General features: G+C 74.6%; 22 protein-coding genes and 1 pseudogene. 6 read left to right on the forward strand and 17 right to left on the reverse strand.

The window, feature by feature from the left end:
* Window positions 1-110 precede the first annotated feature (110 nt).
* On the forward strand, window positions 111-500 hold the full coding sequence (locus ACFY3L_RS17330) for a VOC family protein (protein WP_389324201.1): 390 nt from the start codon (window positions 111-113) through the stop codon (window positions 498-500).
* 200 nt (window positions 501-700) lie between these two features.
* On the opposite strand, the gene ACFY3L_RS17335 is transcribed toward ACFY3L_RS17330, so the two are convergent.
* From ACFY3L_RS17335 to ACFY3L_RS17360, 6 genes and pseudogenes are all read right to left on the reverse strand, one after another.
* The gene (locus ACFY3L_RS17335; protein WP_389324204.1) at window positions 701-958 is read right to left on the reverse strand and encodes a hypothetical protein; all 258 of its coding nucleotides are present in this window, start codon (window positions 956-958) and stop codon (window positions 701-703) included.
* Between the two features lie 332 nt (window positions 959-1290).
* Window positions 1291-1504 (reverse strand): annotated as a pseudogene (locus tag ACFY3L_RS17340) (ATP-binding protein); the annotation flags it as partial.
* Between the two features lie 90 nt (window positions 1505-1594).
* Window positions 1595-2068: a DUF6010 family protein gene (locus tag ACFY3L_RS17345; protein ID WP_389324207.1), complete on the reverse strand. Its 474-nt coding sequence runs from the start codon at window positions 2066-2068 to the stop codon at window positions 1595-1597.
* Window positions 2069-2107: 39 nt separating this feature from the next.
* Window positions 2108-4639, reverse strand: a complete 2532-nt coding sequence (locus ACFY3L_RS17350) for an FtsX-like permease family protein (RefSeq protein WP_389324210.1) — start codon at window positions 4637-4639, stop codon at window positions 2108-2110.
* Between the two features lie 5 nt (window positions 4640-4644).
* Window positions 4645-5448, reverse strand: coding sequence for an ABC transporter ATP-binding protein (locus tag ACFY3L_RS17355; RefSeq protein WP_389324213.1), 804 nt, complete (start codon window positions 5446-5448; stop codon window positions 4645-4647).
* A 32-nt stretch (window positions 5449-5480) separates the two neighbouring features.
* A complete protein-coding gene (locus ACFY3L_RS17360) occupies window positions 5481-5633 on the reverse strand; it encodes a hypothetical protein (protein WP_389324216.1) in 153 nt (50 codons plus the stop codon).
* A gap of 132 nt (window positions 5634-5765) precedes the next feature.
* On the opposite strand from ACFY3L_RS17360, the gene ACFY3L_RS17365 reads away from it, so the two are divergent.
* The gene (locus ACFY3L_RS17365) at window positions 5766-5966 is read left to right on the forward strand and encodes a hypothetical protein (RefSeq protein WP_389324219.1); all 201 of its coding nucleotides are present in this window, start codon (window positions 5766-5768) and stop codon (window positions 5964-5966) included.
* A 116-nt stretch (window positions 5967-6082) separates the two neighbouring features.
* Here the strand turns inward: ACFY3L_RS17365 and ACFY3L_RS17370 are convergent, their stop codons facing one another.
* From ACFY3L_RS17370 to ACFY3L_RS17380, 3 genes are read right to left on the reverse strand one after another with little or no spacing between them, the layout of a single operon-like run.
* Window positions 6083-8947 carry a BTAD domain-containing putative transcriptional regulator gene (locus ACFY3L_RS17370; protein ID WP_389324222.1) on the reverse strand — a complete coding sequence of 955 codons (2865 nt, stop codon included), beginning with the start codon at window positions 8945-8947 and terminating at the stop codon, window positions 6083-6085.
* A gap of 41 nt (window positions 8948-8988) precedes the next feature.
* Window positions 8989-10074, reverse strand: coding sequence for a flavin-containing monooxygenase (locus ACFY3L_RS17375; RefSeq protein ID WP_389324225.1), 1086 nt, complete (start codon window positions 10072-10074; stop codon window positions 8989-8991).
* A complete protein-coding gene (locus ACFY3L_RS17380) occupies window positions 10071-10268 on the reverse strand; it encodes a heavy-metal-associated domain-containing protein (RefSeq protein WP_389324228.1) in 198 nt (65 codons plus the stop codon). Before ACFY3L_RS17380 ends, ACFY3L_RS17375 begins: the two co-directional genes overlap by 4 nt.
* Window positions 10269-10445: 177 nt before the next feature.
* Between ACFY3L_RS17380 and ACFY3L_RS17385 the strand changes: the two genes are divergently transcribed.
* The gene (locus ACFY3L_RS17385) at window positions 10446-13640 is read left to right on the forward strand and encodes a heavy metal translocating P-type ATPase (protein WP_389324231.1); all 3195 of its coding nucleotides are present in this window, start codon (window positions 10446-10448) and stop codon (window positions 13638-13640) included.
* Between the two features lie 48 nt (window positions 13641-13688).
* Entirely contained in the window at window positions 13689-13985 is a 297-nt protein-coding gene (locus ACFY3L_RS17390) for a hypothetical protein (protein WP_389324234.1), read from the forward strand.
* Here the strand turns inward: ACFY3L_RS17390 and ACFY3L_RS17395 are convergent.
* Entirely contained in the window at window positions 13956-14174 is a 219-nt protein-coding gene (locus tag ACFY3L_RS17395; protein ID WP_389324237.1) for a hypothetical protein, read from the reverse strand. The genes ACFY3L_RS17390 and ACFY3L_RS17395 overlap by 30 nt on opposite strands.
* Before the next feature lie 78 nt (window positions 14175-14252).
* Between ACFY3L_RS17395 and ACFY3L_RS17400 the strand changes: the two genes are divergently transcribed.
* On the forward strand, window positions 14253-14495 hold the full coding sequence (locus ACFY3L_RS17400; protein WP_389324240.1) for a hypothetical protein: 243 nt from the start codon (window positions 14253-14255) through the stop codon (window positions 14493-14495).
* On the opposite strand, the gene ACFY3L_RS17405 is transcribed toward ACFY3L_RS17400, so the two are convergent.
* On the reverse strand, window positions 14492-15427 hold the full coding sequence (locus tag ACFY3L_RS17405) for a GNAT family N-acetyltransferase (RefSeq protein WP_389324243.1): 936 nt from the start codon (window positions 15425-15427) through the stop codon (window positions 14492-14494). The two genes, ACFY3L_RS17400 and ACFY3L_RS17405, sit on opposite strands and share 4 nt — an antisense overlap.
* Before the next feature lie 227 nt (window positions 15428-15654).
* On the reverse strand, window positions 15655-16518 hold the full coding sequence (locus tag ACFY3L_RS17410) for a hypothetical protein (RefSeq protein ID WP_389324246.1): 864 nt from the start codon (window positions 16516-16518) through the stop codon (window positions 15655-15657).
* A 122-nt stretch (window positions 16519-16640) separates the two neighbouring features.
* Between ACFY3L_RS17410 and ACFY3L_RS17415 the strand changes: the two genes are divergently transcribed.
* Window positions 16641-17333: a hypothetical protein gene (locus ACFY3L_RS17415; RefSeq protein ID WP_389324249.1), complete on the forward strand. Its 693-nt coding sequence runs from the start codon at window positions 16641-16643 to the stop codon at window positions 17331-17333.
* On the opposite strand, the gene ACFY3L_RS17420 is transcribed toward ACFY3L_RS17415, so the two are convergent.
* The 5 genes from ACFY3L_RS17420 to ACFY3L_RS17440 all read right to left on the reverse strand — a co-directional run bounded on the left by ACFY3L_RS17420 (window position 17312) and on the right by ACFY3L_RS17440 (window position 23188).
* Window positions 17312-18307, reverse strand: a complete 996-nt coding sequence (locus ACFY3L_RS17420) for a radical SAM protein (RefSeq protein ID WP_389324252.1) — start codon at window positions 18305-18307, stop codon at window positions 17312-17314. The genes ACFY3L_RS17415 and ACFY3L_RS17420 overlap by 22 nt on opposite strands.
* A gap of 45 nt (window positions 18308-18352) precedes the next feature.
* Window positions 18353-18700, reverse strand: a complete 348-nt coding sequence (locus ACFY3L_RS17425) for a hypothetical protein (protein ID WP_389324255.1) — start codon at window positions 18698-18700, stop codon at window positions 18353-18355.
* Window positions 18701-18916: 216 nt separating this feature from the next.
* A complete protein-coding gene (locus ACFY3L_RS17430; RefSeq protein WP_389324257.1) occupies window positions 18917-20938 on the reverse strand; it encodes a hypothetical protein in 2022 nt (673 codons plus the stop codon).
* Window positions 20925-22229 (reverse strand): YqgE/AlgH family protein, encoded by a 1305-nt coding sequence (locus ACFY3L_RS17435; protein ID WP_389324260.1) that lies wholly within the window; start codon window positions 22227-22229, stop codon window positions 20925-20927. The genes ACFY3L_RS17430 and ACFY3L_RS17435 overlap by 14 nt, the downstream gene beginning before the upstream one ends.
* A 68-nt stretch (window positions 22230-22297) precedes the next feature.
* On the reverse strand, window positions 22298-23188 hold the full coding sequence (locus ACFY3L_RS17440) for an alpha/beta fold hydrolase (RefSeq protein WP_389324263.1): 891 nt from the start codon (window positions 23186-23188) through the stop codon (window positions 22298-22300).
* Window positions 23189-23236: the final 48 nt, after the last annotated feature.

A 23236-nucleotide genomic window follows, 5' to 3' on the forward strand; every position in this document is an offset into this window, starting at 1 on the left:
GGAACACGCTGGAGGGCCGGCCCGTTCGTCGGGCCGGCCCTTCCGGCTTACCGGGGGAAGATCGGGGTAGCAGGCGCGGAAACACCACGCTGGAATCGGGAGGCGTCGCGATGTCCGTCCAGCTCAATCACACGATCGTTGCGGCCCGCGACAAGGAGACATCAGCCAGGTTCCTGGCCACGATGTTGGATGTACCGGTGGGGCGGCGCTTCGGCCCGTTCGTCCCGGTCGAGGTGGCCAACGGCGTCACCTTGGACTTCGCCGACGCCGGCGACCGGCCGATCACCGCACAGCATTACGCGTTTCTGGTCTCGGAGCACGAGTTCGACGCCATCTTCGGGCGCATCAAGCAGGCCGGGGTGGCCTACTACGCCGATCCGCACCACGATCAGCCGCAGGAGATCAACCATCGCGACGGCGGGCGTGGCGTGTACTTCGACGATCCCGACGGGCACAACCTGGAGATCCTCACGCGCCCGTACGGCAGCGAATCCGCCTGATCGGGACTGGACGCGGACGGCCAGGTGGCGCCGGCGTTTGCGGGCGGCGTCGGCGCGTCCGGGCTGAGACGGACCACGCCACCCTGTCGGCCTGCGGCTGGGCCGGCGGCGTCGCGGCCGGGTTCGCGTCGCCGGGGCCCTGGTTGTGGAGTTCGGAAGGAGCGGGACGGCCGGTGCATCGCCTGTGGCGGTGCCGGTCGTCAGGCGGCTGCGCCGGCGAGGACCGGGGCCAGCGCGCGGGCGCACAGCTCGCGCGCCCACTGGATACGGCCGAGCGCGACCTCGGGACGGTCGCCGAAGACCTCCGCGGCCCGCGCGTAGCACTCGTCCGGACCGAGCTGGTCGAGCGTGCGGTTCACGGTCTCGCGAACGGTGGCGTCGTCCAGGTCACGGGAGGTGGAGGCGTCGGAGACGAACAGCGCCATGCTCAGGACCGGATCAACCGGGTAGGTCGTCATGGGGATCACCTGTTCAAGGGGGGGTGCGGAATCTCTATACCCACATTCCCTCGTACCGTTGAGGGGCAGCCTCGGCGCCAGCGGGACTCTCCGGTTGCCGGTTTCCGCACCCGCTGATACCTGCTAGCAGGTATACCGATCCCATCCCTCTCGTCGCCTGCTCGGGTGTTGCGGACAGCGAGGCGGCTCGGGTGTTGCGGAGAGCAAAGCGGGCGGCGGGCCTGGTGGCGGACCGGCGCAGAGCCGACGACCTCGGCAGCGTGGCTGGCAGCTCTTCATGGACATCCTACGACAACTGCGGCAGGGCCGGCCTGAACGCGATCCTGGATCACGGTCGTGCCGTCGGCCTGCCCGAACGCCTCGAAGATGAGGGAGATTTTTTCGGCGGGGATGCCGATGCCGCTGTCCTCCACCTCGAACGCGACGCGCTGGGCGGCGGACCGCAGTGACGGGCGGGTCGTCTCCGACTCGTCGGCGAGGCGGATGCGCAGGGGCGACCCGCCCGGTGTCGGTGAACTTGACCGCGTTGGACAGCATGTTGCGCAGGGGTGGACCGCCCCTCCCGCCGCCCGCGGGCCGGCTCCTGGGGTCCGCGGGAACCCCGGGAGCCGGCCGCAACGATCCGTCGAGGTGGATCTATCGGGCCCGTGCGGCCGTCCCGGTGGCCGCACGCGCGGCCGGTCGCCGCTTGGGACCGGCGAGACCGTACCGGTAGGCGACGGCGATGTAGGCGGCCACGAGAAGGTCGAAGCTCAGGCAGGTGACCGCGTAGGCGTCGGGAGCGAAGGCGTGCCCCGGGCCGAAGTAGTGCAGCGCGACATCCCACACCGGATGGAGCGCCCAGCCGGCCGCCAGCCACATCGGTGAGCCGCGCAGGCCGAGCAGCGCGAGGCCGCCGTAGACGGCGACTCCGGCGAGCTCCGCGACGATCCAGCCGGCACTCTCACCTGCCCGCGCGGCGTAGTAGACGTACATGGAAGCCGCGCCGGACAGCAGGAAGCAGAGCAGTGCGCGAGCTGCGATGTCCCTGGTCCAGCGGGACAGCGCCCAGACGACGACGATCAGTGTGCCGGCCTGGAAGGCACCGTTGACGAGCCATTGGGTGGTCATGGGGTTCCCCTCACGAGTGGGTGATCGATGAGCGGCGGGTCACGAGTGGGTGATCGCGGTGAGCACGTCGAGGCGGGCGGCCCGCCGAGCGGGGAGCAGGCCGGCGACCAGGCCGGCGACCAGGGTGACAGCGACGATGAGGGCGAGCTGAGCGGCCGGCAGGACGACCGCCGCCTCCGCGGCCGCGCCGAGCTGCTTCACCGCGCCGGCCCCGAGGGCGACGCCCAGGCCCACGCCCACCACGGTGGCCAGGGCGGCGAGGAGCGCCGCTTCGCTCCGGACCATCGTGCGCAGTTGCGCCCTGGTCATGCCGACCGCGCGCAGCAGGCCGATCTCGCGGGTCCGCTCGGACACCGACAGGGCCAGGGTGTTGGTGATGCCGAGCAGTGCGATGACGATGGTGAGCAGCAGCAGCGCGGTCACCAGGCCGAGGACCTGGTCGATGGTGGCGGTGCGGCCGGCGACGGCGGCCGCCTGGTCGCGGACCTCCGCGGTGGGCATGTCGGCGAGAGCCGCGTCGAGGACGCGCTGCCCGGTGGCCAGGCCCACGCCGTCGGCCAGCTTGACGAAGACGCTGGCGTCGACGTCCTCGACGTAGTGCGTCGCGTAGGTGTCCAGCGAGATGATGTAGTCGGTCTGCAGGGCCTGCGCGTCACGGTCGCGCAGGAGGCCGACGACCGGCAGGTTCTGGGTTCCGGTGCGGGAGAAGGTCATCGGCAGCGTGTCGCCGATGGTCAGCCCGCGTTCGGCGGCGACGTGCCCGGCGAGCACGACGCCGCCGGTGTTCAGCGCGTCGAGGCTGCCCGCGGTCATCTTCAGCGCGGTGACCCGCGGCAGCGTGGCCGGGTCCACGGCGGTGAGGGCCGAGGTGGTCTGGCCGTCCTTCCAGTGCCCGTAGCGCAGCCGTGACGCCACCGCGACCTCCGGCAGCTCGGCCACGTGGTGGTGGACCGTCGCCGGCAGACCGCCGAGCATCTCGTTGCGGGCGCTCTCCACCACGAAGTCCGCGCTGATCGTCTCGGTGTAGGTGCGCTGCACCGACCGCTTCACCGAGGTCGCCAGCACGGCGGTGAAGCTGACCAGCGCCAGGCCGAGCGCGAGCGCCAGTGCGGTGGCGGCGGTCCGGCGGGGGGTGCGCGCCGCCGACTCGCGGGCCAGGCGGCCCGGCGTGCCGAAGGCGTGCAGCGGCCGGCCGAGCTGCCGTGCGGCGGCCGGCGCGAGGGCCGGGCCGGCCAGGGTCAGTCCCACGATCAGGGCGACCGCGGCCGCGGCGAGCAGCATCATGCCGCCGGCACCGAGGATCGCGGCGGTGACCCCGGCCGCCCCGGCGGCCGCGGCGATCGCACCGGCGATGGTGCGGGCGGTGCCGATCGGCTCGGCCGCCGCCGACTGGCGCATCGCCGCCACCGGGGCGACGCGGGCGGCGCGGCGGGCCGGTCCGTACGCGGCCAGCACGGTGACGAGCACGCCGACGGCGAGCGACACCACGACCGTGCGGGGGGTGACCACCATCGCGCCGTCCGGCAGCGCGATGCCGAACGCGCCGGCCAGGCCGCGCAGCCCGATCGCGGCACCGATGCCCGTCCCGAGGCCGAGCGCCGACGCGGCGACGCCGACGAGGAGCGCCTCGCCGAGCACCGAGCCGAGCACCTGGCGGCCGGTGGCGCCGGTGGCCCGCAGCACGGCCAGCTCGTGGGTGCGCTGGGTGACCACGATGGAGAACGTGTTGGCGATGAGGAAGGCGCCGACGAGCAGGCCGGCCCCGGCCAGCGCCAGCAGCATCACCTCCAGGTAGCCCACCTGGTTCTGGGCGGCGGCGGAGGCGGCGGCCGCGACGTCGCGGCCGGCGGTCACCTCGTAACCGGCGCCGAGGGCGGCACCGACGCTCCGCCGCAGCGCACCGGTGTCCGCGCCGTCGGCCGCCGTCACGGCCAGCTCGGTCACGCCGTCGCCCAGCCGCAGCATCCGCTGCGCGGTCGGCAGGCTGACCAGGGCCACCGTGCTGTTCGGCAGCCCGGGCCGGTCACCGAATCCGGCCAGGCCGACGACCTGGGCCGTCAGGTCGGACTCGGCGCGCACGGTGACGGTCTGCCCGAGCGTGATGCGGTACCGGTCCGCGGTGGCGGCGTCGATGACCACCTCGCCGTCGGAGACCGGAGCCCGGCCGGCGCGCAGCGTGAAGGCGCCGAGCGGCGGGGGGGTCCAGGACTGCAGCAGGGACGGTCCGGAGGGGACGATCGCGGTGCCCCCGGCCACCAGCAGGCCCTGCCCGCGGACGATCGGCTCGGCGCCGGCCACGCCCGGCAGGGTCCGGACCCGATCGACCGTCGCCGCGCTCAGCGGATCGCGCTCCACCTCGACACCCATCGCCGAGTCGAAGGCGGCGGCGGCGCGCACGGTGAGGTCGGTGCCGGCCGTCGCGGTCCGGAACTGATCGTCGAGGACCTGCCGGGAGGTGTCGGTGAGGACCAGGGTGCCGCTGACGAAGGTGACGCCGAGGACGACGGCGAGCATGGTGAACGCCAGCCGGGCCCGGTGGGCCAGGGTGTTGCGCAGGATGAGACGCCACATGGCCGTCAGCGCTCCTTCGGGGTGGTGGTGACGGTGGTGGTGACGGTGTCGAGGCCGGTCATCCGGGACAGCACAGCGGCCACGGTGGGCTCGGCGAGCTCGTCGACGACGCGGCCGTCAGCGAGGAAGACGACCCGGTCGGCGTACGCGGCGGCGTGCGGGTCGTGGGTGACCATGACGATGGTCTGCCCGAGGTCGTGGGCGGCGTGGCGGAGGAAGGCCAGCAGCGCCTCGCCGGAGCGGGAGTCCAGGTTTCCGGTGGGCTCGTCGGCGAACACGATCTCGGGGCGGGTGACGAGCGCCCGGGCCACCGCCACCCGCTGCTGCTGGCCACCGGACAGCTGCGCGGGCCGGTGGTGCAGCCGCTCCGCCAGGCCGAGGGTGGTGACCAGCCGGTCCACCCAGGCGGCGTCGGGGCGGCGGCCGGCCAGGCGCAGCGGCAGCTCGATGTTCTCGGCCGCGGTGAGCGTCGGCACCAGGTTGAAGCTCTGGAAGACGAATCCGATCCGGTCGCGGCGCAGCAGGGTGCGCTGCCGCTCGCTCAGGCGGGTCACGTCGGTGTCGCCGAGCAGGATCCGGCCGCTGTCGGCGTCGTCCAGCCCGGCGAGCGTGTGCATGAAGGTGGACTTCCCGGAGCCGGACGGGCCCATGACTGCGGCGAACTGCCCGGCGGGGATGGTCAGGCTGGCGCCGTCGAGGGCACGGACCGCCGTGTCGCCCCGCCCGTACGTCTTGACGACGTCGCGGGCCTCGACGGCGATGGCGGCCGGAACCTGTCGGGTGCGGTCGGGTGCGGTGCTGATGCTCATGGACATGGCTCCTCAGATCAGGATTCGGCAGATCAGGATTCGGCGGCCGCGGTACGGCGGCGGATCGGGAGGCGGACACGGGTGCGGCGGGTGCGGCAGGCGGTGGCGACGCGGTGCGCCTCGGCATCGCGGAGCAGGTCCGCGTGGCGTTCCCGGACGTAGTCGGTGAGGAAGAGGGGAAGCACGACGGACCTCCTGGCGTCTTCGGCGGTGTTGCCGACATGCCGAAGATTCGCGGCCATGGCTGTCCGTGCCCTGGCCATCGGCTGAGCTGCGGCGGACAGCGAACGGACAGCGGCCCGCGGCAGGCTGTCCGCATGCGTGACGAAGTGACTGTCCCGGTGCCGCCCGACCTGTGCCGGCGCTGCGTGAGGCTGCTCAGCCAGCACGTCAGCGACGTGCCGGGCGTGGTGTCACTGCAGGTGGGCCGGGGACTGCTGGCGGTCTCCGGTGACGTGGACGCCGCCGAGCTGCGGGCGGCCCGCGACCGCGCCGGCTTCCCGATGCCGGAAGGCTAGCGGCCGCCTGCGGCTTGCCGGTGCGCCCGCCGCCGAGCCGCAGGCGGCCGGTCTTCCGATGCCCGAAAGTCAGCGCCGGCAAGCCACGGGCGGCCCGGCTTCCCGGTGCCCGGGGGTCAGCGGCCGGTGGCCTCGGCGTAGGCCGCCCGCAGCTGCTCCCGTGCCCACGGGAACTCACGGTCCTCGAGCAGCTCCAGGGCCCGCCGCAGGTCGTCCGCCGCGGCCGCGGCGTCGCCGCGCGTCAGGGCCAGCCGGGCCCGCCCCCACGCCGCCCACGCCGGATTGCGCGGGTTGCGGACCCTCCGGGCGATCTCGTCGGCCTCGGCCAGCTCGGCCGGCACGCGCTCGGGCTCCCCCAGGTCGAGCCGGGTGTGCGCCAGGTGCACGAGGGCGAACGCGAGGCCGTGCAGCGAGCCGCGCGCCCGGCACTCCTCGGCCGCGGACCGCAGCTGGGCCAGCGCCTCCTCGAGGCGGCCGGTCTGGCGCAGTGCGACGCCCAGGTGGGCGCGGGCGGCGCTGGTCATCATCCGGTCGTCGGCGGCGCGGAGCAGGTCGAGGCTGCGCTCCCAGTCGCGCACCGACTCCTCGAACTCGCTGCACCGCAGGTTGATCAGCGCCTCCACGTAGTAGGTCATGGCGTGCCACCAGCCGCGGTCCTGGTCACCCAGGTCCTTGCGGCTCCGCCGGATCAGCGCCCGGTACTCCTCGGGGTCGCCGCCGTACTGCCCCTCGAAGGCCACGATGAGGCGGGAGACGGCGGCCTCGTCGTCGAGGCCGAGGGCTTCGAACAACGCCAGGCTCTCGCGGGCGGCGGCCCGCGACGCGGGCGTGGGGTAGTAGACGTACAGCAGCGCCAGCCCCTGCAGCACCCGGGCCCGGGCGGCGTCCGATCCGCCGCGGTCCAGCAGCGCGGTGATGGCGCGGACGCCCTCGTAGCGGGGACCGTAGTTCCAGAACGGCACGAGGGCCGCGGCCAGGCGCAGGCCGGGCTCTGGCGGCTCGGCGGTGCGCTCGACGCAGAACTCCAGGGCGGCGCGCAGGTTGTCCTGCTCCCCCACCAGCAGGTCCCACGCCGGGCCGGTGTAGCGCACGAGCGGGCCGTGCTCCTCGGCCAGCGCGATGTAGTGCGCGAGATGCCGCCGCCGGCAGTCGTCCTCCTCGCCGGCCTCACGCAGTTTCATCCACGCGTACTCGCGGATCGTGACCAGCAGCCGGAACCGCCCGGTGCCCGGGTCGGCGGTCACCAGGGACTGGTCGACGAGGCGGAACAGCAGGTCCGCGACGTCGGCCGGCTCGCTGCGGCCGAACCCGCACACCTGCTCGGCCGCCTCCAGCGTCCAGCCGCCGCGGAACACGGCCAGCCGGCGCAGCAGGCGCCGCTCCCCCTCCGGCAGCAGGTCGTGGCTCCAGTCGATGGTCGCGCGCAGCGTGCGGTGCCGCGCCTCGCTGCTGCGCGGACCGGCGGTGAGCAGCGCGAACCGGTCCCGGAGCCGGTCCGCGATCTCGGCCGGGGGCAGTGCCTTGGCCCGGGCCGCGGCCAGCTCGATCGCCAGTGGCATGCCGTCGAGCCGGCGGCAGATGGACGCGACGGCCCGCGCGGCGCCGGCGTCCAGCTCCAGGCCGGGCCGCACGCTGCGGGCGCGGTCCAGGAACAGGCGGACGGCCGGGGAGGCGGCGATGTCGTCCGGGGCGGCCGTCTCGTCCGGCACGGCGAGCGGACCCACGGCGATCTGGGTCTCGCCGGTGACGGCCAGGGCCTCCCGGCTGGTGGCCAGCACCCGGATGTCGGTGGTGGCCTGCAGCAGGTGGTCGACGACGGTGGCGGCGGCGTCCACGACGTGCTCGCAGTTGTCCACCACGAGCAGTGCCCGCCGATGCTGCAGGTGCCCGGCGACGGCCTCGGCGGCCAGCGTGCCGGGGCCGGGGCTCTGCACGCCGAGCTGGGCGGCGAACGCCTCGGCCACGTCGGCGTCCGGGGCGAGGGCGGCGAGCCGGATGATGTGCACGGTGTCGGCGATCGCCGGCTCGATGCGCCGCGCGGTCTCCAGGGAGAGGGTGGTCTTGCCGACCCCGCCCGGGCCGGTGAGCGTGACCAGGCGGGCGGCGCGCAACTCCTGGAGCGTCGTCCGGAGGTCCGCGTCGCGCCCGAGGAAGGACGACAGGCGAGCGGGCACGGCCCCGGACGCGACCGGGGCCGGAGCCGCCACAAAGGCCGGAGCCGCCGGGGTGGCCGACGGGATCTGCTGGCGCAGGATGGCCTCGGTCAGTGCCCGCAGATCCGGCGACGGGTCGATGCCGAGCTCCTCGGCGAGCCGGTGCCGCAGCCGCTGCTCGACGGCGAGCGCGTCGGCCTGCCGGCCGGCCCGGTACAGCGCCAGCATCAGCAGCCGGTGCGGCCGTTCGCGCAGCGGATGCTCGGCGACCATCGACTCCAGCTCACCCACGACCGTGGCGTGCCGCCCGGTGTCCACCAGCAGCTCCAGCCGGTCCTCCAGCGCGGCGAACCGCAGCTCCTCCAGGCGCAGCCGCTCGGCGCGGATCCAGTCCGTCTCGCCCACGTCGGCGAGCGCCGGCCCGCGCCACAGGCCCAGCGCCTCGTCGTACGCGGCGAGGGCGGCATCCCGGTCGTCGGTCGTCCGGGCCTGGGCGACCGCCCGGTCGAAGCGGTGGGCGTCCACCGCCTCCGGCGGCAGGGTGAGCTGATACCCCGGGGCGCGGGTGGTGAGCACCCAGGCGTCGAGCCCGGCGGCCACCAGCGCGCGGCGGAGCTTCGACACGCGGGTCTGCAGCGCGTTCGCCGCGTCGGCGGGCAGCTCCTCGCCCCACAGGGCGTCGGTGAGAGCGTCCCCGGACACCACCCGCCCCGGCGAGCCGGCGAGCCGCGCGAGCAGTGCGCGCACGGACGGCGCCGGCGACACCGGGGAGCGACCAGGCGCCTGGACCTCGACCGGTCCGAGCACCCGGATCAGCGGTTCTGACATGTCTCACCCATGGTGCCGACGATCATACGTGCGCCGGCGGGTCAGCCGGTTCGTACGCTCGTCCGATCGTGACCGGCCGCGGCGGCGACGTGCCCGGCGATGACCTTGGCGATGAACTCGGCGTCGCGGCCGACCCAGCCGAGCACGGCCGAGCCGCGGGCGCGCTGCCACGGCAGCCCGACGAAGTACAGGCCGGGCCAGTCCGTCACCCCGCCGCGATGCACCGGGGCGCCGCGGTCGTCGAGCACCGGCACGTACAGCCACGGAAAGCTCGACCGGAACCCGGTGGCCCACACCACGGCGGCGACGGGGTGCCGGGTGCCGTCGGCGGCCACCAGCGCGCCCGGCTCCGCGCCGACCACCCGCCCCGTCCGCCGCACGGTGCGCAACAGGGCGCGCACGTCCGTGCCGATGATGGGGTTCTGCGCGCGGATCCGTGCGCCGATCCCGCGCTCGCCGGACAGCCCCATCGTGCCCAGCCGGGAGAACCACCAGAAGATGTCCCGGCCGAGCAGCCGCTGCGGCAGTGCCGGGCCCAGCTCGTCGCACGCGAGGGTGACGCGCCGGCCGTGCGCGGCGAGCTCGGCGGCGATCTGCACGCCGGTGTTGCCGGCCCCCACGACCACGACGTCGCCGTCCGGGATCTGGGCGGGGTTGCGGTACGCGCTGCTGTGCAGCTGGACGACGGAGGCCGCGAGCCGGTCGGCGACCGCCGGCACGCTCGGCGTGTGGAAGGCACCGCCGGCCACCACGACCTGCCGCGCCGCCCACTCGCCGGTGCCCGTCCCGGCGACGAACCCACCGTCCGGAGCCGGCCGGAGCGCGGTCACCGCGCTGCCGGTGTGCACCGGCAGCGCGAAGTGCTCGGCATAGCCGGCCAGGTAGTCGGCGACCTCGTCCTTGCCGGGATGGCCGTCCGGGTCGCCGGGGAACGGCAGTCCGGGCAGCGCGTCGTAGCGGCGCGGGGTGAACAGGGTCAGCGAGTCCCAGCGCCGCCGCCAGGCGTCGCCGACCCGCGGGTGGGCGTCGAGGATGGCGCAGTCGATCCCGGCCCGGCGCAGGTGGTAGCCCGTCGCCAGGCCGGCCTGGCCGCCGCCGACGATCAGCGTGTGCACGCCGGTGGTCATCGGGCGGCCTCGTAGCCGGCCTCGGCGATGGCGGCGAGGATCGCGCTGTCGTCGCCGCCGGTGACCCGGACGGTCTTGCCGGTGATGTCGACGTCGACGTGGCAGACGCCGGGCACGGCCGCCACCTCCTGGCGGATGGCGGTGGCGCAGTGGCCGCAGGTGATGCCGGGCACGGAGAACAGCTGCTCGTTCATGGTGACTCCTTTCGGGTGGCGCTCCGTGGTGGGGCGCCGGACGTGCCATCACCGTGCGGGCCGCCGCTGTCCGCCCGCTGTCCGCCCGCTCTCCGGTCGCGGCCAGCCCGCGGACAGCGCGCCCCGGCAGCCTCTGCGGCATCGGCCCGCGCGGCGGGCCCGACGAGGGAGGACGACATGACGACACCGACTGCGGTCTCGTGCCGGCTCGACATCGGTGGCATGACCTGCGCCTCGTGCGTGGGCCGGGTGGAGAAGGCGCTGATCCGCCTCGACGGTGTCGAGGTGGCGGCCGTGAACCTGGCCACCGAGGTCGCCACCGTCACCTACGACCCGGCCCGCGTCGGCACGCAGGACATGGCCGAGGCGGTCCGGGCGGCCGGGTACACCGCGACGCCACCCGCGGCGCGGCAGCCGGCCCGGCGCAGCGAGGAGCCGGTCGATGACCGGGACCGGGAGCTGGCCGGGCTGCGGCGGCGCTGGCAGATCGCGCTGCCGGTGGGCCTGGCGATGATGGTGCTGATGTACGTGCCGCTGCCCATCGACAGCATGGACTGGCTGATGCCGCTGCTGCTGGTCATCGCGTCGGTGGTGCAGGTCTGGGCCGGTGGACCGCTGTACGCCGCCGCGTGGGCCGCCGCGAAGCACCGCGCGGTCACCATGAACACCCTCGTGGCGCTGGGCACCACGGTCGCGTACGGCTACAGCGCGTTCGTCACCCTCTGGCCGGCGGCCGCGGAGCGGGCGGGCCTGCCGCTGCACGTGTACTTCGAGATCTCCGTGGTGGTGCTCGCGCTGGTACTGATGGGCCGGTGGATGGAGGCGCGGGCGATGCGCCGGGCGGGTGCCGCGATCCGGGCGCTGATGGATCTGCAGCCGCCCACCGCCCGGGTGGTCCGCGGCGGGGTCGACACGGAGGTGCCGCTGGCCGAGGTCGTGGCCGGTGACCTCGTGCGGGTCCGCCCTGGCGAGAAGGTGCCGGTCGACGGTGTCGTGACCGAGGGGGTGTCCGCGGTGGACGAGAGCATGGTCACCGGGGAGAGCCTGCCGGTCGACAAGACCGCCGGGGACCGGCTGATCGGCGCCAGCATGAACGGCACCGGGTCGCTGCTGATGCGGGCCACCGCGGTCGGCGCGGACACCACCCTCGCGCAGATCGTCCAGCTGGTGGAGCGGGCGCAGGGCGCCAAGGCGCCGATGCAGCGGCTGGTCGACCGAGTGTCGGCCTGGTTCGTCCCCGCGGTGATCGCCACGGCGCTGCTCACGTTCGCCGGTTGGGCGGTGTTCGGCCCGGACGGCGAGGCGCTCACGCTGGGCCTGGGCACGGCGATCGCGGTGCTGATCATCGCCTGCCCGTGCGCGCTCGGCCTGGCGACCCCGACCGCCGTCATGGTGGGCACCGGCAAGGCGGCCGAGCTGGGCATCCTGCTCTCCGGCGGGGAGGCGCTGGAGCAGGCGCGGCGGTTGACCACGGTGGTGCTGGACAAGACCGGCACGATCACCCGCGGGCGTCCGGCCGTCACCCGGATCCGCACCGCCGGCGCGCTCCCGGCCGACGAACTGCTCGCCCTCGCCGCCTCGGCCGAGACGGGGTCCGAACATCCGCTGGGCGAGGCCATCGTCGCCCACGCACGGCAGCGGGGCCTCACCGTGCGGGCGGCGCGGTCGTTCACGGCGTTGCCGGGCCACGGCGTCGAGGCACACGTCGGAGAGCGGACCGTCCTGATCGGCAACGCCGCCCTGATGCACCGGGACGGGATCGCGGTCACGGCGCTGAGCGCCGAGGCGGACCGGATCGCCACCGAGGGCGGCACCCCGATGTACGTGGCGGTCGACGGCGGCCTGGCCGGGCTGATCGCCGTCGCCGACACGGTCAAGCCGGAGTCCCGGGACGCGATCGCCCGACTGCGGGCGCACGGCCTCGACGTGTGGATGCTCACCGGGGACAACCGGCTGACCGCCGGGGCGGTCGCCCGCGAGGTCGGCATCGAGCACGTCATCGCGGACGTGCGGCCCGAGGACAAGGCCGCGCACATCGCCCGGCTGCAGGACCGGGGCTCCGTGGTGGCGATGGTCGGTGACGGCATCAACGACGCGCCGGCGCTGGCCCAGGCCGATCTGGGGATCGCGATCGGCACCGGCACCGACGTGGCGATCGCGGCGAGTGACATCACGCTGGTCGGCGGCGACCTGCGCGGCATCGTCGCGGCCGTCGCGTTGTCCCGGCGCACGGTCACCACGATCAAGCAGGGCCTGGTGTGGGCGTTCGCGTACAACGTGCTGCTCATCCCGATCGCCGCGGGCCTGCTGTATCCGATCACCGGCACCCTGCTCGACCCGTCGCTGGCGGCCGCCGCGATGGCGATGAGCTCGGTCAGCGTCATCACGAACGCGGCCCGGCTGCGCGGCTTCGACGCCGCCCGCACCGGCCTGTGGACCCGGCTCGGCGACTACGCCTACCTGGCCGAGATCGCCGTGCTCGCGGTGAGCCTGGGCGCCGGGCTGACCGCGCTGAGCCGCACCGAGGCCGCCGGCCGCGGCATGAACGGCGTGCTCGCCTGGGCGCAGGGCACCGGCATGCCGATGCGGCCCGCGATGAGCGTCATGATGGCCACCGACACCCCGCCGCGGCCGGCGGCCGAGGACGACGTCCGGGTGCTGGTGGACGTGCCGGCCGGCACACTGCCGGGCAGACCCACCACCGCGCGGATCCGGATCACCGACGCCACGACCGGCCGGCCGATCGGCGACGTCGGGCGCAGCCACGAGGCGTGGATGCACTTCATCGTCACGCGCGACGACCTGGGCACGTTCCAGCACGTCCACCCGGAGCCGACCGGGGTGCCCGGCGAGTTCCGGACCGGGCTGACGTTCCCCACCGCCGGCCGCTACCTGATCCACACCGAGTTCCGCCGCCGTGGGGCGATGAGCGACCTGATCGACCGGCACGAGGTGGTGGTGGACGGCGACCGGCCGCTGACGGCCGAACCGGCCGGGCCGTCGCCGCGCACCCAGGTCGTCGGCGGCCTGCGGGTCACCCTCGACGGCGACGCGAAGCTGGGCGGGAACACGTTCACGTACAGGTTCGCCGACGCCTCGACCGGCGTTCCGGTGACCGGGCTGCGCCCGTTCCTGGCCGCGGCCGGCCACGTCGTGGTGATGCCGCTGGACGGCTCCGACTTCGCCCACGAGCACGCCGAGGCCACCGATGAGCGGGGCAGGCCGGTGTTCGCGCTGCCGTCGGCACGGTTCGGCCCGGACCTGACGGTGCACGCGGACCTGCCCCGGCCGGGCCCGTACCGGATGTGGGGACAGTTCCGGGACGCCTCGGGCACGGTCCGGACGACCACGTTCACAGTCGACGTCGCGTGAGAGCCGCGGCCCTCCGGGATTCCGGAGGGCCGCGAGGTCGCCCGCGCCGTGCACGACTCGGCGCTGCTCATGCTGCCGCGCGGGGTGGAGCTCCCGCCCGCCGGCTTCGAGGCGGCGCCGCAACTGTCGCGGTTCAGCGTCGGCGGCAAGCGCCTGCGGTCCAAGGTGGACCCGGAGGTCGCGCTGGTGCACGCCACCGACGGGGTCAGCTTCAACACCCCGCCGGGCCCCGCCACGGTGTTGTACGACGAGTGCGTCGCGCTCCTGCGCTGGCCCGACGGTGCCCGCCGCCTGCTCGGCGCGCCGCCCCGCCGGTCAGGCACGGCCAGCCGTGTCGCCCGGTGACGGTCGGACCGGCCGGCGGGTGTCGATGAAGACGGCCAGGCCGTCGAGGAGGCGGTCCAGGCCGAAGACGAACAGACGGTCCAGGTCCAGGTCGAAGTCGTCGATCTCGATGAGGCGCTCGAAGACCGGGACGCCGGACGGGATGTCGGCGCCGCCGAAGCCGCGGCCCATCCACTCGTTGGCGGTCATGCCCGTCTCGCGTTCGGCCTCGGCCTCCGGTTCGAGGGTGGTGGCGAGGCCGCGGACGTCGTCGAGCGGATTGGCCTGATGGCCAGGGTGCGGGCCGAGCGGGTCGACGAGCGCGGCATCGCCACCGTCGACGCCGACGGCCGGTGGACCTCGACGATGGCGGCGGACGCGTTCGGCGGCGAGGGCATGGTCGCCGAGATCGAGCTGCCGCGCGGCGACCTCGCGCGGGTGCTGCACGAGGCGACCCGCGACGACGCCGACTACCGCTTCGGCGACCGGATCACCGCCCTGCGCCAGCGGCCCCGACGTGTGGAGGTCTAGACCGTTCGCCGGAAGGCGACGACCCGCTGGTCCACGACGAACCCCACCTTCGCGTAGACGCCGGCGGCGCCGGTCGGGTTGTCGGCGTCGGTGTCCAGCCCGGCGGTCGTGTACCCGGCCCGGCCCGCGTCGCCGAGCACGCCGGCCAGCAGCGCGCCCGCGACGCCCTTGCGGCGCCACGGCACGGCGGTGCCGACCTGCCCGATGTAGATGCTGCCGGGTGTCTCGCTGCGGTACGCGAGGACGTAGCCCGCGATCTCGCCGCCGGCGAGCGCGAACCTGGACAGTTCCGGCAGGAACGCCTCCGACCGCACGGTCAGCGGCGCCCACGCGTCGAACGTGCGCTCCTGGTAGCCCCACAGCTCGCGGAACGCCACGGTGTGCACGGCGTGCAACTCGTGGTCTCTCGTGGCGTCGTACGGCGTGAGCTCCACCCCCGGCGGCGGCGACACGGCCGGCGCCTCGGACGTCGGCGCCGACATCTCCAGGAAGTAGCGGGACGGGGTGAAGCCGAACCGTTCGTACAGGCGGGTCGGGGACGGGTCGCCGTCGCCCGCGATGACCTGCGCCTGCCACGGCGCGCCCGGCGCGAGCTCGGCGTGCCGGGCCGCGGCCCGCTCCAGCTGCCAGGCGAGCAGTTCCCGGCCGAGGCCGGCGCCGCGTCGGTCCGGGTGCACCCCGCCGATCAGCTCCATGCGGTCGCCGCCCTCCGGCGGCAGCGGCACCAGCGCGACCGCGACCAGGCGCCCGCCGCCGTCGGTCACCACCCGGGTGTCCAGCGCCGGGTCCCTGACCTCGTTGTTGACGCAGTCCTCGATCTCGGCGGCGACGTGTCCCGCGTGCCCGCCACCGGCCTCCGACAGCAGGTTGATCAGCTCGGCGACCGCCGCCGCGTCGTCGGCCGCGTACGGGCGCGTAGAGAAGTCGGTCACTGCCCCACCGTACGCTGGCTTCGGGCCGGAACATGGCGACACGACTGGTACAGATTGCGATGGACGCCCGCGACGACACCGCGGTGGGCCTCTCCAGCGAGGCGCCCGGCGAGACCAACCTGGAACCCGAGGGCTTCGCCCACCCCGGACCCGGCCGCCCTCTGCGTCGACATCATCGCCGTCCCGGAGGGCAATGAGTTCTGCGTCCTCACCCCGCGGTGACCTGGTCAGCCGTTGCGGTGATGTTTCTTCACGAACGTGTAGCCGGGCGGCAGCTCGGCCTCGTCGAGCTCCTCCTGCTCGACGGTCTGCTGGTGCAGGGTCAGCTGGCGCTCTGAGGGCTGGGCGCCGGGTGGGAGGCGGCGGAGGAAGCCGTTGACCCAGTGCTCGCGGCGGTCGCTGTGCTCGCCGGGCTCGTCGGGGTGCGGAGCGGGCTCGACCAGCGGCGCGTACAGGAGCATCTCCGCGGGCTCGTCGCCGTCGACGGCCGGGTAGGACGGGTGGCCGGTCGCGTCGACGCTGCCGTCGACACGGGTGACGTAGCCTTCGCGAAGCAGCTGGTCGACGGCGTTGCGCAGCAGGAACGTGCCCCGGGACCCCTTGCCGAGGCCGCTGCGCTTGGGGAGGTCCGCCTCGGCGAACACGGCGCTGCCGTCGTCGAGGACGTGCCCGAGGTGCCGGATGGTGTGCAGGACCTTCGACCAGTTCGCGGCGCCGGGCTTGTAGTCGCGGGTGACCACCTTCGGGTCGTACTCGTGGAAGTACACGACGTTGTCGACCCGCATCGGCTCGACGAGCGGCGCGGTGCGCAGGACGACCTCGTCCTTCGCCGCCCGCCAGATCAGGGTGACGAACACCCCGGGCCGCACGTCCTCGGGCCACTCGATCCCACCGAACTGCCAGCCGATGTCCTGCTGGAGCGTCGCGCAGAACACCTGCCTGGAGAGCGTGATCCCCTTGTCCTTGTGCTCCAGCGCGACGGGGACGGTGACCATGTGCCGCAGCGCCTCGACACACTCCTCCGGCACGTCGAAAACCCCGGCGTCCAGGTCCGCCCGCCGCACCGCCAGCCGCCTCGTCACCACCCTCATGATCCCGAAAGATACCCCCAGCCCCTGATCACGCCTTCCTGCGGATGCCGTTGGCGAGCAGCGCGGTGACCGCCCGCTCGACCTCGGGCCCATCCCGGCGGTGAGCGCGGTAGGTTGCGCGGGTGGACGGGACGCCGATGGAGCGGCTCTGCGCGCACCGTGGCGTCGCGGTGCCCGCGCTGACCACGGCGGCGGTGGCCGAGCTCGCGCCGGTGCTCGGGATGCACCCCGCCGACCTGCTCGCCGTCGGCTGCGTCGAGATCCCCGGCGGCTACCTGCCGGTCGACGGCGGCGCCGACGCCCAGCGTGAGCTGGGTCGGATCAGGCGCGCCACGTGGGACGCCGACGGTGCGGAGCTGGATGCGCTGGGCCGGTTCGCGCGGGAGGTCGATGGCGGGCGGCCGCGGCCCGACCGGCCGTCGATGCCGGCGGCGGACCGCGGGACCGTCGGTGAGGTGATCCGCCGGCTGATGCGGGTGCGCAACACGCCGAGGGCATGGGTCGCGAGGGAGGCGCAACTGGCGGAGAGCACGATCGGCCGGCTGATGCGCGACGGCATCGACGGCAACCCCGCCGCCGCTGTGGCCACCAGGTTCATGCTCCGTGTCGCGGACGCGTTCGGCCTGCCGCACGGCGACTTCCTGGCGATCGCCGGGCGGGCGGACGAGGTCACCGCCGCGATGCGTGAGCAGGACCGGACCAGGCCGCCGAGCCCTCTCGCGGCGCTGCTGCGCGACCTGGCGCCGCTGTCGCTCGACGACCTCCGGCGGGTCGCCGCGCGGGCGGAGGCGGCTCAGACGGCGAGGCGGTTGTAGATGCAGATCGGGTGGTGGTCGCCGTCGGACGGGCGCAGCGGGCAACCGGCGCACGGCGCGGCGGTGCGGGACAGTTCCGTGTCGCCGGGGCGGCGCACCAGCACGCCGTCCTGCCAGTGGTACGCGGCCAGGGCCTCATCCTCGAGGAGCATGCCGCACGCGAAGACGGCGCCGGAGGGCAGGAACTGCAGGTTGGTGCGGTCGCGGACGGCGCACGCGCCGGGGTCGGCGCCGGGGACGGGGAAGTCGAAGGCGATCTGGCAGTCGACGGTGAAGGACTGGCGGGCCGGGCGGTAGGCGGCGACGGCGTCGAGGACCTCGCGGCGCCAGGCGGCGGCCGGGACGGACTGGTCGGCGGCGTGCGTCGCGCCGCGGCCGACGGGTGAGAACCAGTGCATGTTGAGCCGGCCGGCACCGGAGTCCTCGGCGTAGGCGAGCATCTCCGGCACGAGGTCCACGGTGTCGGCCAGGACGGTGCAGTTGAGGTCGAACGGCACGCCGGCGGCGCGCAGGTCGGCGACGGTGGCGACGGCGTCGGCGAACGCGCCGCGGCCGCGCAGGCGGTCGACGACGGCGGCGGACGGCGCGTCGAGGCTGACGGCGACCCGGCTCAGCGCATCGCGGACGGCGGGCAGCGCGGCCCGGAACTGGCGGCTGCCGTTGGTGACGGTGCGGACCCGGATCGGGGTGGCGGCCGTGTCGCGGACGATCGACGTGAACTGCGGGTGCAGGGCCGGTTCACCGCCCAGGACGGTGATCTCGGTGGCGGCGCCGGCCGCCCAGGCGACGATCGCGGCGACGGCCGCCGGGGTCATGTGCTGGGTCCGGTCGAAGTACGCGTCGGGCAGGAAGCAGTAGGAGCAGCGCCGGTTGCACCGCGACGTGATGTACAGGTCGATGCTCTCGAGCTTGAAGTCCGACGCCGACCGCCCGCGATCCACAGCCGGGACGGAAGAGGCGGAGAGCCGGGTCACGCGGCGAATCATGCCATCGTCCCGGGCCGTCCGTGGCCGAACCGGTCAGCGCGGCTTGAGCGAGTCGCGCTCGGCGAGCTCGAGCACCGCGCGGCGCTCGTCGTCGTCGCCGGTGCGGATCACGCTCGCCGGGCTCCGGTAGCCCAGCGCCGGGTGCAGGTCGCGGGCCCATGCCCGGGCGACGCTGCCCAGGTCGAAGAGGCGCTGCACCTCCAGGACGCAGTGCAGCCGGCGGCGGGTCGCGGGGTCGTGCACGGCCGCCTCGGCGGACCAGCCGGGCAGTGGCGCGTCGAGGCCGGCGCCGAGCAGGTAGGCGAGCAGGTCGGGCCCCCAGACCTGCTCCGCGGTGTCGAGCAGGGCGAGGTCGTCGACGTCGGCGGGGGAAGCGCCCATGCCTTCGACGGTACCTTCGGCCGCGGCGCGCCGCATGGGCCGATCAGACCGAGTCGGACAAGGACAGGCACGCGGAAGAGGGTCAGACCGACTCGTGCAATTGTTACAGCGCCGCCACCTCGCGGGCAGCGGCGCCGTTCATCGGCTGGTCAGACCGACTCGTGCAATTGTTACAGCGCCGCCACCTCGCGGGCAGCGGCGCCGTTCATCGGCTGGTCAGACCGACTCGTGCATGAGCAGCGCCGCCACCTCGCGGGCGAGCAGCCTGACCGTGCCGGCCCGCAGGCGGGGGTCGAGCAGCGCGGCGCGGATGGTGTCCCACGAGTCCAGCAGCCGGCCGTCGTAGGACAGCGGGGGGCGGTTGCGCAGGTACCGGTGGAGCACGACCGCGTGCTGCACGATCCAGTGCAGGTAGTGGTCCTCCCGGTCCCAGCTGTCGAGGCGCATCGCCTTGCGCAGGTGGTCCTCGACCTCGCGGAAGCTGCGGGCGCCCAGCATCCGGGCGTCCTGGCGGACGTTGGCCATGACGGGGTGGAAGAGGTGCCCGACGGCGTCGGGGAACGTGTCGTGCCACTGGTCCCACATGACCGACTCGTCCTCGCCGCCGAGGGTCATGACCGCCTCGGGGCGGGTGTCGCGCAGCAGGTACTGCAGGTACGCCCAGATCGCCGGGGTGCTCATGAGCCGCTCGGCGCGGGTGGTGCGGATCTGCGCGCCCGCCATCGCGTCGTCGATCTCCAGGTCGACGGCGCCGGGGAACGCCTTCGCGGCGCGGGCCACGTCGAGGATCATCCGGTCGCCGCGGTAGTACTCCAGCTGCACCGCCCACGGGTGGGTCGGGCGGCGCAGCAGCTCCGGGTCCTGGAGGCGTTCGGCGACCCGGCCGGGCGAGCAGAACGACATGAGCGAGTCGACCTCCGGCGGCCGGGCGCCCTCGACGAGGGCGAACCAGCGCTCGACCTCGTCGGTGAAGCGGGCCCGCCAGCTGCGGGTGTGCTGGTCGCCGGCGAGGTCGTCGAAGCACAGCACGACCCGGACGCCGCGCGCGGACAGCGCCGCCGCGACGGTCGCCTGCACGGCGTAGATGAGGGTGGGCTGGCGCAGGCGCACCGGCCAGAAGACGAGGTCGAGCGGGGTGTCGGGGGTGTCGTCGAAGCGCCGCCAGCGGAACTCGTAGTCGAGCTGGCGCAGCAGCTCCACCGCCGACGGGCGGGTGCCGAGGACCGCTTCGAGCGTCGGCAGGTGGACCCGGTGCAGCGCGGTCCCGGCGGGTGCGACGCCCGGCGGGGCGGGGGCGGCGGGCACGGCCGGTGGCGGTGGGGTGGGCGGCAGGGTGGCGAGGCCGCGGCGTACCGCCGGAAACAGCCGGTCGACGTCGACGCCGGTGTAGACGAGGGCGGCGCCTGCCGGGGACGCGTCGTCGCCGTGCCTGGCCCACAGCACGTCGGCCTGCTCGTGCACGGCGCGGGTGAGGGCGTCGTTGCGGCCGGGCGGGTAGCCGGCGACGCAGATCGTGTCGCCGCGCAGCGCCTCGCTCAGCGCGCTCAGGATGACGGGGTCGTCGGCGCGCAGCGGCTCGGGGTCGTGCAGCAGGGCGCGCTCGTCGGACTCGGAGGTCGGCCGCCAGTACCCGTGCAGGTGCAGCACGTCGATGCCGTCGACGGGGCCGAGCGGGCCGGCGAACGTGCCGTCGCGGTTGAGGGTCAGCGCGCGGGCGGTGCCACCGGCGCGGCGCACGGCGATCTCGATCAGCGGGTCGAAGTTGGTGGTGATGACGCGGCGCTGGAAGCGGTCGGGCAGGCCGGCGAGGAGCTCGCCGACGGCGATCACCCCCGGTGGCAGCGACCACGCGTCGCGGTCGTCCTCGAGTTGCACGCCGCGGTGGTACCCGACGCGCTCCCAGCTCGCGGTGGTGGCGCGGGCCGGCCGGTACGCCTCCAGGGTGGCCCGCTGCACGACGATGTCGAACTCGACCGGCGACAGCCACTCGGCGAACGTCCTGCGGTAGGCGGTGTAGAGCGCGGCGTCCCGCCGGGTGGCGCGCAGGCCGGCGAGGGCGGCCTGCAGGTCGCTGTTCTGCAGCGCCTGCGCGACGAACTCGTCGGCGAGGTCGACCATCCGGTCCACGCCGGGCACGACCCGCGCGGTCAGCCCCGAACCGAGGACGAGCGTGACGTCGCGGCCTTTCCGGATGGTGGTGACGAGCCGGTTGACGAGGCTCTGTTCAGTACCGGTCATGCGCTCGCCTGGCGTGCTGCGGGTCGGCGAGCCAGGTGACGAGGTCGGTGCCGGTGTCGGTCAGGTGGCCGGCGGCGAGCTCGGTCTCCAGCTGCTGGGGGCGCCAGCCGAGGTAGCCGACGAACAGGTACGCGGCGGAGACCACGGCCTCGGCGAGCGCCGGGTACGCGTCGAGGGGCACGACGACGAGCCCGCGCCCGAGCACCCGCCAGCCGTCGGGTGCGGTGTAGCCGGGTCGCAGCAGCCCGAGCAGCAGGATCACGTCGCGGACGGGGCCGCCGTCGAGGACCGCGTGAACGTGCAGGGAGCCGGCGAGCTCGTCGCCGAGCACGTGTGCCGGGGAGCGCGTCGCGGGGCGGTCGAGCCGCACGCCGATGGCGCCCTCGATCGGCGAGTGGGCCAGGATCGCGACGTCGCCCGCCAGCTCCGGGTCCGCGGCCGCGCCATCCCCGAGCTGCGCGCCGCGCAGCACCTTCCCGACGAGCGAGCTGTCCAGCCGCGCCGTCTCCGGCTCCGGCGGCTCCGGCGGCACGGCGGGGAGGCGCTGCGTGGCGGCGTTGCGGACGATCGGGATCCGGTCGCCGCCGTTGCGGGCGCGCAGCTCGGGGATGGGGCGGCCGCGGGCCCGCTGCACCCGCCGGATCTCGTCGTGCAGCGTGCCGAGGTCCAGCAGCGGCGGCCCGCCGGCGACGCCGTCGCGCAGCAGCTCGACGAGCACGCCGGTGAACGCGGTCAGCGGCTCGTCCGGCGGTGCCAGGGCGATCCGGTTGCCGGACGCGGCGACGAGCACGCAGCTGCGGTCGATCTCGACCTGGGTGGCGAGCGCGGCGTCGTCGTCGGCGCCGAGGCCGGGGATGGCACGCCCGGCGTAGCAGCAGTCGAGGATGACGACCCGGTGGGCGCTGCGGCTGCCCTGCACGAGCCGCCGCACCCAGTCGAACGGCACGGCGCTGGAGTACGCCGAGTCTGGCATGGTCTGCCCGACCGCGAGGTGCAGCACGCCGGTGTCGGGGTCGATGACGCCGTGGCCGGCGAAGTAGAGCAGCAGCAGGCCCGACACGTCGACCTCGGCGGCGGCGCGCCGCATCACGGCGTGGACGTCGCGGGTGGTCTCCGGGTTGTGCACGACGCGGCACGCGTCCGGGTCCAGGCCCCACCGGTGCGGGTCGACCAGCACGTCCCGCAGTGCGGTGAGGTTGTTGGTGACGGCGGGGATGGCCGGGAAGTTGTCGTAGGTGCTGGATCCGACGAGCACCACGCGCGAGCGCCGCGCGTCGGAGAGCTGCGTCAAGGCACCGACCTTTCATAGACCCTCGTCGTCGGCACCGAGAGTATATGATCCGCGCCACTGGGTGCGCGTCACCCGCCCAGGTCCGGCTCCTTCCCGTCCACGAAATCCACGACGGCCGCGACGACCGCGGGCTCCCGCAGCAGGCGCCGGTGGCCGAGGCCGGTGGTGACGTGCAGCCGCGCCGACGGCCACGCCTCGGCGATCGCGATCCCGTCCGTGACGGGGATCGACCGGTCCTCGCGATCATGCACGATCAGCGTTTGCGGCATCTGTACGGCGCTGCCGATCGCCGGCACGTCGAAGTGGCGCATCGGGGCACCGACCCGCCGCTCGACGCGCCGGGACAGCCGCGTCAGGGTCCGCTCGCCGAAGCCGAGGACGCGGGCGAAGTAGCGGGCGTAGGACGCCGGGCTCGCCATCGGGGCGATCATCGCGACCCGCCCCGCGCGCAGCCCGTCGCACAGGGCGACCGCGGCCGCGACCGAGCCGAGCGAGTGGGCGACGATCGCCTCGGCGGGGCCGTGCTCGGCGACGACGGCGGTCAGGGCGTCGGCGAACTCCGGGATGGACGCGGACCGCGGCCCGAACCTGCCGGGTGCCGAGGCGCCGTGGCTGGGCGCGTCGAAGGCGATCACCCGGAAGCCGCGGTCGACGAGCCCCGGCACGAACGGCTCCAGCTGGCCGCGGTGCCCGGCCCAGCCGTGCAGGAGATAGACGTTGGGCCCGTCACCCCAGGTGGCGCCGCTGATCACCGCGGAGCCGGCACGGACGGTGAACGGAGTGCCGGCGGTCGACAGCTTCGCGGTCCGCCTGGGCAGGCGGAACCAGATCCGCTCCGCCCACCGCGCCCCGACGGCGGGTGCCGCGCGCTCCAGCACCCGGAACGCGAGCCGGAGCGGGCCCGGCGCGCGAAAAAACCGATCGTTCGTGCTTTTCTGAGCGGCCAAAACAGCGGTCACGGAGAACTCCTCTGAAGGGGAAGGGAAGGCGGCGGCCGGCGCCGAAAG

The sequence above is a fragment of the Dactylosporangium sp. NPDC000521 genome (genome assembly GCF_042898305.1).
In the GTDB taxonomy this organism is placed as follows: domain Bacteria; phylum Actinomycetota; class Actinomycetes; order Mycobacteriales; family Micromonosporaceae; genus Dactylosporangium.

Excerpts from the sequence above, each read along its gene's own strand:
- ACFY3L_RS17330 (WP_389324201.1), top strand. The coding sequence starts at position 111 with ATGTCCGTCCAGCTCAATCACACGATCGTTGCGGCCCGCGACAAGGAG.
- ACFY3L_RS17335 (WP_389324204.1), bottom strand. The coding sequence starts at position 958 with ATGACGACCTACCCGGTTGATCCGGTCCTGAGCATGGCGCTGTTCGTC.
- ACFY3L_RS17345 (WP_389324207.1), bottom strand. The coding sequence starts at position 2,068 with ATGACCACCCAATGGCTCGTCAACGGTGCCTTCCAGGCCGGCACACTG.
- ACFY3L_RS17350 (WP_389324210.1), bottom strand. The coding sequence starts at position 4,639 with ATGTGGCGTCTCATCCTGCGCAACACCCTGGCCCACCGGGCCCGGCTG.
- ACFY3L_RS17355 (WP_389324213.1), bottom strand. The coding sequence starts at position 5,448 with ATGAGCATCAGCACCGCACCCGACCGCACCCGACAGGTTCCGGCCGCC.
- ACFY3L_RS17365 (WP_389324219.1), top strand. The coding sequence starts at position 5,766 with ATGCGTGACGAAGTGACTGTCCCGGTGCCGCCCGACCTGTGCCGGCGC.
- ACFY3L_RS17370 (WP_389324222.1), bottom strand. The coding sequence starts at position 8,947 with ATGTCAGAACCGCTGATCCGGGTGCTCGGACCGGTCGAGGTCCAGGCG.
- ACFY3L_RS17375 (WP_389324225.1), bottom strand. The coding sequence starts at position 10,074 with ATGACCACCGGCGTGCACACGCTGATCGTCGGCGGCGGCCAGGCCGGC.
- ACFY3L_RS17380 (WP_389324228.1), bottom strand. The coding sequence starts at position 10,268 with ATGAACGAGCAGCTGTTCTCCGTGCCCGGCATCACCTGCGGCCACTGC.
- ACFY3L_RS17385 (WP_389324231.1), top strand. The coding sequence starts at position 10,446 with ATGACGACACCGACTGCGGTCTCGTGCCGGCTCGACATCGGTGGCATG.
- ACFY3L_RS17395 (WP_389324237.1), bottom strand. The coding sequence starts at position 14,174 with ATGACCGCCAACGAGTGGATGGGCCGCGGCTTCGGCGGCGCCGACATC.
- ACFY3L_RS17400 (WP_389324240.1), top strand. The coding sequence starts at position 14,253 with ATGGCCAGGGTGCGGGCCGAGCGGGTCGACGAGCGCGGCATCGCCACC.
- ACFY3L_RS17410 (WP_389324246.1), bottom strand. The coding sequence starts at position 16,518 with ATGAGGGTGGTGACGAGGCGGCTGGCGGTGCGGCGGGCGGACCTGGAC.
- ACFY3L_RS17425 (WP_389324255.1), bottom strand. The coding sequence starts at position 18,700 with ATGGGCGCTTCCCCCGCCGACGTCGACGACCTCGCCCTGCTCGACACC.
- ACFY3L_RS17430 (WP_389324257.1), bottom strand. The coding sequence starts at position 20,938 with ATGACCGGTACTGAACAGAGCCTCGTCAACCGGCTCGTCACCACCATC.